This window comes from Pedobacter sp. ASV12, assembly GCF_016429155.1.
Taxonomy (GTDB): Bacteria; Bacteroidota; Bacteroidia; order Sphingobacteriales; family Sphingobacteriaceae; genus Pedobacter.
Genome location: NZ_JAELUC010000099.1, coordinates 1 through 11,942 on the forward strand (window position 1 = coordinate 1; position 11,942 = coordinate 11,942).

The following is an 11,942-nucleotide window of genomic DNA, read 5'->3' on the forward strand; positions in this document are numbered from 1 at the left end:
CCCCCCCCCCCCCCCCCCCCCCCCCCCCCCCCCCCCCCCCCCCCCCCCCCCCCATTTTAGATGTGTATAAGAGACAGGCCCAAGCAATTGCCCCTGTTTTATCACATCGCCCTCTTTTACGTTTACGGTGTTTTGTTTGAAATGGGCAAAAAAGAGATATTCATTATTTGCGGTTTTCAACATAACCGAATTACCTGGTATGTACATGGCGTTTACCTTGCCGGGAATATTATCTGCGACACCATCGACTGCAAGCACTACGGTACCATCGGCTGGAGCCAGTATCTTTTCGCCAAACGCGTAGTAGTCGCTATTTGTTCTTCCATCTGTTTTGTAAGAGCGGCCATTCACCCCGTTGATAACGATATCAAATGCGTACTGCTGAAATTTTATGCCATTGTGTAGGTTAAGCGCCTTGGTATCGCCACCCCAAAAGATACTCCACTCGCAACTAAAGGGCAGTGATAACTTGGTCGTGTTGCGTTCAACTTTCAACGGAACAACAGTCTCATAGGGCCTAGCGAACAACCCATTGAGTGTGAAAAGACTATCAACGGCTATCCCTATCACAGCCTGCCCCTTATCAAGATCAGTAAGGTAAGTCGTAAATGTATTTTCTAAGGCTATAAATGTGGTGCTTTTTATATTACCATACTTGCTATGCAGTTGCTGAAGGAAAACCATAGTCCGTTCGGTCGGGAATTTGGATTTTGCTTTTTCATTGAATAAACTGGAAATCTGGTTGTAATAACCTGCATTAAAGTATTCTGTAAACAACTTGATCATAGACTTGGCTTGTGGCGGTTCTTGCTGCGCAATCGCGCTGGTAGTAATCAGTACCACTATCATAAATGATAGTATCTTTTTCGTGAAATTCCTTGCCATAGCCATGCTTATTTATGTTTGATGATGTCTATTTCTTTCTTCAGGATCAATATACTGTCACATAATATTTTTTGCTGTCTAAAAATCATTTCAACTTTTCGACTCAGTTCTTGATTTTTTATAGCGATTCGCTTCTCAGGAGAGGAATTGGGCCCGCAAGATGTGGCGCTTATTGAAACAGCCATCAAAAGTAGTAAAGTTCTCATATATGCTTTTTTCAACTATTAGTTGTTTGTTTTTTTTAAAACTTACACAATGAGCAGAATATTTTTTTACGGTTAGTCGTAAAAGATAATCCCAGCTTGTATTTAGCTTTAGCCTATATTTTAAAAACCGTTAACCTGAAGTGTCATTTTATAGATTAACAACAATAACTTTCTCAAAAAGAAATATTTACACTAAAAAATGTTCTATTTTTTCACATTTTAAATTTCACCTCAATAACTTCGTAAATTATAAAAGAAGTTTATATCCGTGTTCTCAAACACCAAAGAATACCTTACGTTGCTTAGCCTAGAAGGGAATGTAAGCATAAGCCACAAAACAATTTAGCTATAGGTTTAGAAGAAATATTTTTACTTGGAATTGCATTAGTGCTACCGGCTTTATCGCTGATTGATTTATCAAGGGATAAAGCCATGAAAAACCACCAAATCATTTGGACGCTTTTAATAGTTCTCCTGCCATTTTTTGGGCCTGTTACCTACCTCATCTACAGCAGGTACGTTTTTCTTTTCCGTACCAAAGCCCAATAGCAGCTTTTGCGGAGGTAAGTTGGATTAAACAAAAAGGGCGCTACCCAAAGCAACGCCCCTTATTGATTTTCTTTGATGAACTTCATTATTTGTTGGTACAGAACTTGGGTCAGCAAACAAGAGGTATTCCCTACTTACTGCTTCACGATTTTGAATTCCGTCCTTCTGTTCAACTGGTGTTCTGCCTCCGTACATTTCACCCCTTTTTTACAGCCATTGAGCAATTGGCTTGCGCCATAACCCCGTGCAAAAATCCTGTTTGGAGAAATACCCCGATCAACAATATACCTCACCGCAGCATCCGCCCGCCGCTGCGACAGTGCCAAATTGTACTGGTCGTTGCCTCTGCTGTCAGTATGACTACCCAATTCGATCCAAATTGTAGGATTCCCTTTCATGATCTTTACCAGTTTGTCTAATTCTATGGAGGCTTCTGCCCGGATATTCGATTTGTCAAAATCGTAATAGATATTCTCGAGCTTAATAGCCTTATTGATTGTTACATGCACCAGCAATAGATCTTTTTTCACGGTAGACGCCACTAATCCATCTGTAGAGATCGAGGCATTATCGCCTATGTAGTCTGTTTTCTCGCCAGAAAGACTGTAAGAATTGCCTTTTTGTAAATCAAATCCAAAATGGCCTGTACTATCCGTTTGCACTTTCACTGGCGAAGTTTTTGTGCCCGACAGGGTGACAATGGTATTGGCCAATGGCCAACCCGAAACCTTATCCAATGCCCTGCCCACCAGCCTTAGTCCAGAGGGTTGCTCTTGCTCGATGAAACTATAGATATCGTCGCTACCTGCACCACCTGGGCGGTTTGAGCTTAAATAACCTTGAAATTGGCTTGTTTTGACATAAGCAAAATCGTCTTGTGGCGAATTGAGTGGATAGCCCAAATTCTTCACTTCTACCGACTTCCCGTTAACCATCCGGGCCACAAATATGTCGAGGCCGCCCATGCCCACAAAGCCATCGCTACTGAAGTACAGATAACCTTGCTCATCGAAGAAAGGCGTACGCTCATTGCCCGCAGTATTGATCTCTTTCAGGTTAACTGGACTACCCCAGTTGCCTGCTTCGTTTCTCCAGCATACATAAATATCGGTACCACCAAGCCCTCCGGGCCTGTCGGCAACAAAATACAGACGCTTGCCGTCGCGCGTAACAAAAGGATCGCCCATTGAGTAGGCATTGCTATCGTTGTATGGAAAAGCCTCGGGAGTCAACCATTTGCCATCGCTTCCTTTCCTGCTCGAGTATATTCCAATATTGGCCGTTGCAAGGCCACCTTTTTCGAAAACCGGTTTTGATGATATCCGCGTTAAAGTAAAGTACATTTCGTTGCCATCGTCGGTAAAAGTTGCAGGCCCTAAGTGATAATTGCTGGCTGTTGCTAATGGAAAAAGCGAAATACTGTCTTTGGTATTGCTTACATAAAGTCTTAAGTAGGCATTGCCGGTCCAGCCGTAAACTGCTCTATCAGGCAGTTCATAGCCATCAAACTTCAAAAATGGCCGTTCCTGAACAGCTTTTTTTTCTATTGCGCGACTTCTATCTGAAGCAAAAGTTATTGCTCCTTGATACAAGCCGACACCCCAATCTGATGTAGGGGAATTGAACTTATGCCTATTTTCGACATTGATTTTTTGGGGATTCGCCATCCAATGCATGGCCGAATCGCAACTCATCAACCATGTTTCCAGTTGGCCGACCTTTAGGCTTTTTTCCAAACCGGCGTATTTCCGGTAGGTTATCTTGGCCTCTGCATATTTAGCATTCTGTTGCAATGCCTTTGCATAGGCCAATACATTTGCTGGCTTGCTATCCGTTTTATTCGCTGCGATTGCGCACCAGCTTTCGGCCTGTGCAAAATTGCGCAAGCGCGTATAACAATCGGCCAAGCGCTCGGCCACCCCTATCGAGGGCTTTTTATGATAGGCCTGTTCATAGAAGCCAATCGCTTTTTCGTAATTGAATAGTTTATACTGTTCGTCTGCTTCTTTCAGCACATATTGTGCTTGGCAAGTTGTGGTGGCCAGCAAAGCAACCGCCAGTACCAGTCGTATTTTGTTGTATTTCATGCTCATTGGATTAGTCAAGACACCACAGCCGGTTTAGAAATATCGCGGACTCAGCATCCTGATATGCTTTCTCTGAAAAAAATAGCCAATAGACAATTCGTGGGTGCCACCACTATAGCCTTGGAGTGGGCCAATCGAAAAATCGTAGGCATAGCCCAGTCTAAAACTTCTATTTGGAAAAAACTGAATAGCTCCTACGGCAGTATTGAGTTGCGAGAGATTCTTTGGCAGATAATTCTTGTTGTACAGTTTCACTCCTGTGCGATAGCTGCCTCCGATCCAAAATTTTTCTGAAATAATCAGGAAGGCATTAATGTCCAAACTTGTGGGGCCACCTCTGTCATCCTTCAGCAGGAAAGAAGGCTTGAGTTGAAAGTCGTATGACAGGGGCACCAACATACCTGCCGTAAGATAGTAATGGGGCTTGGGCTTCGGGATAAAGGCATACCTGTTTACATCGATATACTGCGAAACGAGATTATCGGCACTAAAACCCGCATAAAACCTTTCATTGGCAAAGAAAACGCCTGCCCGCGCATCGGGAACTATGGTGGTTTGCATTCCTACAGGCTGGTCTATTTCCGGATTATTAGGTGTAAGTCGAGCACCATCAACACCAAGCTGCACTGCTCCAATTCCTATGCCAAAGGCCAGGCGAGAGGTGCCCTCCTCATTAAATTTGATGCGATAGGCGTAATTGCCATAAATGGCATCGTTGCGTTGCGACCCCAAACGGTCGCTTGTTGCCTGCAAGGCAAGCCCAACGTTGCCATCATTCGCAATCGCATCAATAGCCATACACATGGTTCTTGGTGCACCGGTAATCCCCGTCCACTGCGTACGGTAAAACGCATGCAGGTTCAATTGTTCCCGGTACCCGGCATAAGCCGGATTGATGTAGATGCCATTGAACATATACTGGCTGAACTGTGCATCTTGTTGCCCATAGCATACTTGGCACAGGGTCTGTAACCATATGATCCATAAAAGTTTTTTCATTTTATTCTGTTCGTTTGCTGGTCTGTTATTTTTTAAAAGCCCTTACCATCATGACATCGCCTTTGAATATCTGCCAATCAGACGACTTGGTTTCTTTTACGCGGAGCAGGTAGTAATAAGTTCCTTCGTTAAGTCCTTCTCCACTCCAATTATTGCGGTAGCTCGAGGCGCGGTATACTTCGTTGCCCCACCTGTTTACAATTACAAGCTCATTCTCAGCAAAAAGCTCCAAGCCTTTGATTTCGAATGTGTCGTTGTTGCCATCGCCGTTAGGTGTAAAAACATTGGGGATGAAGAGATCTGAACCTGATACTGAAAGCTTGGTAAAATAACTTCCATTAGCTGTACCGTTAGCACTCGGAACGATACTGTTTCTGGCATGCACCCCGATAGATGGGTTTGTTCCTTTCAGGTAATCCCACCTATTAGCTCCAGCATACCTGGCTATGGCAGCATTGGCATCGAAGAACAATTGGCCGTTGGTATTGGGATTATGTTGCAACGTCATATCGATGCCAGCTTGAGGCGCACCATAAACATGCCATATACGGTCCATGCCCAGTTGCGGTTTTGGCACCACAGGCCCTGCCGACCGGTAGTTCTGTACGCCTACATATAACCGTGCATCTGAAGAGCTTGCCAAGGTTGCCGGCGTATAATCTCCTTCGGCAATACCCAAGGGAAAAACAAAGCTATTAGCACCCGAATAGTTCTTGATGACATGTCCCGCAATGTTATTGCCTGTTACTACCATTCGGTCTTTCGAATAGTTCATTATTTTTCCATCGGTACCGAATTCCAGGTTATGTCCATTGAGCAGAATATCGGCACGATCTACCGAGAGATCCAAAATGTCGTTGGTACGAAGAGTTGCCGACAGCGCACCAACAGGATTGGCGGTACCAAAGCCCGGATCGGAGACATCATCAAGCACCATGTTTTCGGGATTTCGATGCTCCATCAACAAGGCGATAAAATTGCCATTATTACCGTCTATTACTGTTGCCTGAGCACCCGAATCATTGTAATACGGACTGCTCGCAGGGTTGTAAATTACAATCTTGCCCTTGCCACTGATATTGGCCGTAGGTGCTATCCAAATATAACGGCTCCAAATTTCCAAGGTACCGTCAATTGTCCAATTGCTGCCTGGGCCAAAGCAGGTAGTTTCGGCAAAACACTGCTTCACAGTTCCTGTGGCTACATTAACCGTACTGCGCTGCCCAGGAACTATCGCCCCTTCAACGCTCTTACTACCGGCACCTGTTTGGGCATTCGAAACGAAGCTGGCGACCAGCAATAAAATGGCAAAAAACGGCCTCAATAATGATTTTTTCATTCTTTTCATTGATTTAAGGGCCAAAACTTAAAGGTAAATAGTCTATGTTATTTGAAAAGTTCGTTTCATTAACAGCATGATCGACACTGAAATATATATCAACGGGATCGCCAAAGTTGCCCAGGTTCCAATTAATGTTCAGGCCTATTGTTGCCGAGCCGCCAACCGGAATTACCACACCTGGCTTTGAAGTGAAAACGAAGATCCCATGGATGATATCTGCAGTTATTGTCCAATTTGTGTTCTCGACTGCAAAATTAACCACGGGACCAGCAGCGGACTTAATATTAACTGATGTAGCATTGGGGTCGAAAGCCAGGTCTAGAAGCTGAGGGGGAGCAATTGCAAGATTAAAGCTTACCGTACCTGAGGTAGGCGCCTGCCCTATATTCCTAATCTTCACTCCCATGCCTGTAGGGCCATAGGGTGGAAAAGCAGATTTTCCAAAAATGAACTGGGGCGCTAAGTCGGGAGCCAAGGCTTTTCTCTTCCAAAAGAAAGGTGTACCTGGCACTTGCGCTTCAACGGCCATACTTGCCAATAACAGCAACACGATGTATAATATATGTTTTCTAATGATTTCCATGGTTTGGCTAAAAAATATTTTTAGTAATTAATATCCTGCTATCCAGCTCATATATACATCGGTACCCATTACAATTAGGGTATAAACCGAATGTTTATTGGCAACCGAGGGGCCATGATCGGTTGGCAAATGGATCGTATAACCAGTGGCCGTAAAAGCAGCTGTACCGGCATCGTTTCCTTTTAAAGCCAGGGTATACGTACCACCGTCTTTTAAATTGGTTAAATCAAAAGTGTTTGCTCGGTTAGCGGTTGAATAAGCTAGGTTGCTTCTGGAAAAATCGATGGTGGTACTATTGGCCGCATCATAAGAGGATAAATTGTTGGCCGAACCATTTACAGTTAATGCGGAGTTTGGCACTGCAGTTTGAATACCGGTATTACCATTTTTAAGCACAGTTAAGGCATTAGCAGGGTTGGCTGCATCAGCTCCGTTGCCAATTTGGAACAAGGCATCAGTAGCTACCCAATTATTGGCATCTCCGGTGGTAATGGCATTAAAACGGCCTAATACAAATTCTACATTTGAAGTAGCCTTAAGGTTAGTGCCCAAAGCAACCGATGTTTGGCCACTTGCCATATTACTGCCACCAATAGCCAAAGAAAGTGGTCCCGAAGCTACATTTGCTACACCCAAAGTTGCCGAGTATTGGCCACTCGAGGTGTTACTTTGTCCAATGCCAATGGCATATTGGCCACTTACGGTGTTGCCCTGCCCAATGGCCGCACTATAGGCCCCTGTGTTGGCAATATTATTCTCGCTGCCTATGCCTATGCTGTAATTGGCATCTATCGTATTATTGTATCCGATGGCGGCCGCATCGCTTGTAATTTTGTTAAGATAACCTACGGCGATGCCAAAATTAGGACCTGCAACATCGTTCTCTCTACCCAAAGCTACATTACCTATGCCGGCCACCCTGTTGTTAATGCCCGCGGCAAAAGCGGCTTGACCAAGTACCCTGTTGCCTAAACCAAAAGCGGCAGAGTTTACTCCAACAGCCGAGGTTCCATCTATTTCTTGGGCATGGGGAGTACCTCCGCGTACAGCACCCCTCACATCTAACCTGGCAATGGGCTTGCTAGCCATAAAATCGCCTAGGCCTACATTGCCGTCTTGGTAAATGTTTTGGATGTTTGTAGTGGCAGGATTGGTAGTGTTTTCAATGCGCCAAGGCTCTGGTGCCAATACCGAAGCGTCTTTCCAAGAAAGCTGTGCTTCCGAGCCTGCGCCATCGGTGGTTAACACCTGATTGGCCGTGCCATTGTCACGGGGGAATATGTAATTACCTTCTACTCCTCCAAAAGGCTTTTGATAGATAAAATTCACACCTTTAGCGCTGGCTACGTTCATTGTGGTGCTTTGCTGGTTAGTCAAGTTGATGGTATTGACCCCAAAACTTGCCGTTAGCGAAAGTGCGGCCGAGTTGTTCTGGTCGGTAGAGGTGGCCAGCAAACCAACATTACCATTTTGTACAAGGGCCGAAGTTCCGTTTGGGGTTCTGGATAGTAGCGAATTTCCACCTGCACTAATTCCCAGTACACCAACTTCTGGGGCTGTTGCAAAATTGGGATCATTGGCCACAGAAATAAAATTTGCACCACCTCCAACCAGAGTGTTGTTGGTTTCCATGTTATAATAGTATCCATCTGCGGCTTGAACCGATGTCTTGAAATCGCCTTTTACCTCCAGTTTTTTGGCAGATGTAGTGTTGGTAAAATCACCTAGGGCCAGATTGCTGTTCAGGTAGGCGGGTACGTTGTTGGCTGTAGCCTTGTTGGTAGTACCTTGCACCTGTAAGGGTTCTGGTGCCAATGCCGAAGCATCTTTCCAGGAAAGTTGCGCTTCCGAGCCTGCGCCATCGGTGGTTAGCACCTGATTGGCCGTACCATTGTTGCGGGGAAAAACGTAATTGGCCTCTTGAGTGTTTGTGGTAACGTCTTTATACAAGAAGTTCAAACCATAAACAGCACCTAAGTTTAGTGATGCGCTCTTGGTTGCGCCTGCATTATTGAGGCTAATATCCTGCGAGAAAACAGTAAGGTTGGAGATATTAGGACCGTTGGTGCTATAGGTATTCAGTCCGGCGCCATCAAGCGTAAGCCTATTGGTATAAGTAGGTGTTTTTGCCGTTAAATTAACCTGTGTCTTGTCAATGTTCAACTCTCCTTTTACGGTTGCCTGTGTCGCATCGGCATTATCGCCTACAGAAAGCGTACTTACCAGGTTGCCGTTCATGCTTGCATTGGTTTCCAGCTTGTGGTAAGTTCCGTCAGTGGCCTGGGCAAGTGTCCTTAAATCACCTTTTACCTCCAGTTTTTTGGCAGATGTAGTGTTGGTAAAATCACCTAGGGCCAAATTGCTGTTCAGGTAGGCAGGCATGTTGTTGGCCGTGGCCTTGTTGGTCGTGCCCTGTACCTGTAAGGGCTCTATGGTCAATGCGGTTTGATCGAGTTGTCTTAACACGCCATTGGCGTCTGCCGTCACAACCTTATCCGTCGACGCTCCTGCTTGCAGGCCTGCCACAGCCAGTGTTTTGTTTGCGTCGGTAGTAATGGTAGTTGCCCCGGTTAAGGTTCCGCCCAACTGGATGTTGTTGGCGCTTTGGGTCAAACCGTTGTCGGCTGTTATCGTTGCGGGCGTAGCACCAATCATCAGCTGGCCATTGGCATCGGCTACAACTGGCCTATTGCCTGCAGTCACCACAGCTCCAGTAGCCAAATCGGCAATCTTCAGAGTACTGTTAATCGTGAGTTTCCTGCCAGCAAAATCGCCATCAATGAGTGGATTGTTCGTATTGCTATTATCGATCATTAAACGGTTGTCGCCAGTTTGGTTATAACCGGCCTGATAGCCCAAAACCACATTGCCCGAACCTTGCAAATTACCACCTGCCTGACGGCCAATAGCGGTATTATTATTCCCATTAAGGTTGGTCGCCAGCGTTTGAGTGCCGACACCGACATTGTTATTGCCACCATTGAGTGTAACTAACGAGTTCCATCCAACTGCTGTATTATGCAAACCCGTTGTATTTAGCCCCAATGCATTGCGGCCTATACCAATATTATACTGACCAACGGTGTTGTCTCTCAAGGCATTCGAGCCAATGGCCACATTAAATGCACCAGATGTATTTTTGCTTATGGCATCCTTGCCGATGGCAACGATATCTGAACCCGACCCTACGCTTGTGCCATTCGAACCTACACCGGCATCTTGCGTCAGGTGATTGTTAACGTCTACCAAACGTAAATCTTGTACAAAATTGGAGGCTGCCATTGTCCTTAATTCACCCCCTGCCCCATTGGCCACCAAAATCTGGTCGGCCGTTGTTCCTGTTGCAGGCAAGCCCGTAATAGCCAGCGGGTTCGCGCCTAAAGCAATGGTGGTAGGCTTCAGCAAGGTGCCGCCCAACTGTACTTCACCCGTAGCCGCATCAACGCCCAATCCGTTTGAAGCCTTTGCCTTCACTGCTCCGATGTTTACCGTTTTGGTATTGCCACGTTCTAAAACCAGCGTTAATTCGCCGGTTACGTTATCAAAATTAAAACTGGAAATGGTTTGATTATCTGTATTAACAACAGTATTGTTTATAATATAAGGATCAGCAGCCGTACCGCTACCGTTGATGTTTATTCCTATACCTGCTTGGGTAATACCCCCTATACCTGGGGTACCTGGAGGGCCCGAGTTGCCATCCTCTCCTTTATCCCCTTTTGAACCTGCCGGACCTGTATCACCCTTATCGCCTTTAGGACCCTGTACACCAGCCGGACCCGTCAAACCAATTGGACCCTGTGCGCCTGCAGCACCAGTCAAACCTATCGGCCCTTGGGCACCAGTTAAGCCTGCATCACCCTTGTCGCCTTTAGGGCCCTGTGCACCAGCCGGACCCGTTAAACCAATTGGACCCTGTGCGCCTGTAGCACCAGTCAAGCCTATGGGTCCTTGGGCACCAGTTAAGCCTGCATCACCCTTGTCGCCTTTAGGGCCCGGCGTGCCACTCATATTTGTCCATGTTTGAGTAGCAGGATTGTATATCCATGTACCACTATCGTTTATGACGATGTTAGTTCCAGCCCCTGGGCCACCAGGCTGTCCAGGAATTCCCGGCTGACCTGTTTTGCCAGGCTGGCTTTCGATCAATATGTTGCCGGCATCGCCTTTTAGGCCTTTGGCAGAAACCCATCTAAGCCCATCGTTATAATAGATGCCTGGAGTTACATCGCCGGCCGTGGCTATGTTGTACACCATCATACCGGCTACGTGAGCGGATAATGGACTGGCATCGGTTGTGGCTTTAAGCGATACCCGCGTGAACAGCAGGCCTTTGCTTATACTTTCAAGTTCGAGAATGGCATCCTTATTGGACAGGTTATTGCCCGCAACACTGCCGTCTTTTATCTTTTCCTGCGAGAACGCGATAAAAGACATCAACATCAAACCAACTGTGATTTGTAAAATTTTCCCCATAATATATATTTGTTTCTAAGTAAACTCTGATTTAAAACAGGGAAGTTTTCTGTACTTACACAAAACAAAATCCAAAAAAGCAAACAACTGGTAACCAACCAGATAACAAATAAAATTATTATAACAAGGGCATATCCCTCAACAGCCCGTGGTGCTTATTCCGCAAAAGCACTACACAAGACAGTTTCAAGACTAGGGTACTGTTAAGGGGGATTGGAGGGGAAAATTTGGCAAAATCTAAACATCACACAAAACAAAGCCCAAGGAACAACACATTAGCAATCAACGCATTGCAAAAAAAAGCTAAAATAATCAATGCTATCTTTCTACAAATCGGATAGCTAATTCTACAAAAGTACACGCCATGTAATTTCCCATATCGTTAAGATATGCAACCTGGATCAAAAGAAGCTCAAGGCCATGAGTAACCTATTTTAGGTTTTTTGGAGGGATAAAGTGAGCGAGGCCAACGAGAAGATGAGTTGGAAGCGGTTAAACATAAAAAAGACAAGTTTTTTGGAGGCCTTCCCCACTACATCATCATAACAAAATCATTGTTTTGGGAGAAATGGGCAATACACAAGCCTTAATATACGGCCGTACCTGGGTGTGATGAAAGCAATGCCCCTTCTCAAAAAGGTGATAAAGCCGAGGCTCTATCACCTGGGGGGGGGGGGGGGGGGGGGGGCTGCCGACGAACCACGACATGTGTGGGTGTGGGTGGTGGGGGGGGGGGGGGGAGTGGGGGGGGGGGGGGGGGGGGGGGGGGGGGGGGGGGGGGGGGGGGGGGGGGGGGGGGGGGGGGGGGGGGGGGG

The 11,942-nt window shown here is 46.0% G+C and carries 7 protein-coding genes; 1 reads left to right on the forward strand and 6 read right to left on the reverse strand.

Features of this window, described 5'->3' with window-relative positions; translation table 11 throughout:
* On the reverse strand, nucleotides 1-849 hold an 849-nt coding region (locus JHD69_RS17215; protein ID WP_233165998.1), incomplete at its 3' end, for a M23 family metallopeptidase.
* 629 nt (nucleotides 850-1,478) lie between these two features.
* Here JHD69_RS17215 and JHD69_RS21520 point away from each other — a divergent pair.
* A complete protein-coding gene (locus JHD69_RS21520; protein ID WP_370583512.1) occupies nucleotides 1,479-1,640 on the forward strand; it encodes a PLDc N-terminal domain-containing protein in 162 nt (53 codons plus the stop codon).
* A 134-nt stretch (nucleotides 1,641-1,774) separates the two neighbouring features.
* Here JHD69_RS21520 and JHD69_RS17225 read toward each other — a convergent pair whose 3' ends face one another.
* The 5 genes from JHD69_RS17225 to JHD69_RS17245 are packed head-to-tail and all read right to left on the reverse strand — an operon-like array spanning nucleotide 1,775 to nucleotide 11,127.
* Nucleotides 1,775-3,727, reverse strand: a complete 1,953-nt coding sequence (locus JHD69_RS17225) for an OmpA family protein (protein WP_199141589.1) — start codon at nucleotides 3,725-3,727, stop codon at nucleotides 1,775-1,777.
* Nucleotides 3,728-3,760: 33 nt separating this feature from the next.
* Nucleotides 3,761-4,726, reverse strand: coding sequence for a PorP/SprF family type IX secretion system membrane protein (locus tag JHD69_RS17230; RefSeq protein ID WP_199141590.1), 966 nt, complete (start codon nucleotides 4,724-4,726; stop codon nucleotides 3,761-3,763).
* A 25-nt stretch (nucleotides 4,727-4,751) separates the two neighbouring features.
* Complete coding sequence (locus JHD69_RS17235) at nucleotides 4,752-6,065, reverse strand: gliding motility-associated C-terminal domain-containing protein (RefSeq protein WP_233166000.1); 1,314 nt, start codon at nucleotides 6,063-6,065, stop codon at nucleotides 4,752-4,754.
* A 13-nt stretch (nucleotides 6,066-6,078) separates the two neighbouring features.
* On the reverse strand, nucleotides 6,079-6,651 hold the full coding sequence (locus JHD69_RS17240) for a hypothetical protein (RefSeq protein ID WP_199141591.1): 573 nt from the start codon (nucleotides 6,649-6,651) through the stop codon (nucleotides 6,079-6,081).
* 27 nt (nucleotides 6,652-6,678) lie between these two features.
* The gene (locus JHD69_RS17245) at nucleotides 6,679-11,127 is read right to left on the reverse strand and encodes a beta strand repeat-containing protein (protein ID WP_233166002.1); all 4,449 of its coding nucleotides are present in this window, start codon (nucleotides 11,125-11,127) and stop codon (nucleotides 6,679-6,681) included.
* Nucleotides 11,128-11,942 lie beyond the last annotated feature (815 nt).

Excerpts from the sequence above, each read along its gene's own strand:
- JHD69_RS17225 (WP_199141589.1), bottom strand. The coding sequence starts at position 3,727 with ATGAAATACAACAAAATACGACTGGTACTGGCGGTTGCTTTGCTGGCC.
- JHD69_RS17230 (WP_199141590.1), bottom strand. The coding sequence starts at position 4,726 with ATGAAAAAACTTTTATGGATCATATGGTTACAGACCCTGTGCCAAGTA.
- JHD69_RS17235 (WP_233166000.1), bottom strand. The coding sequence starts at position 6,065 with ATGAAAAAATCATTATTGAGGCCGTTTTTTGCCATTTTATTGCTGGTC.
- JHD69_RS17240 (WP_199141591.1), bottom strand. The coding sequence starts at position 6,651 with ATGGAAATCATTAGAAAACATATATTATACATCGTGTTGCTGTTATTG.
- JHD69_RS17245 (WP_233166002.1), bottom strand. The coding sequence starts at position 11,127 with ATGGGGAAAATTTTACAAATCACAGTTGGTTTGATGTTGATGTCTTTT.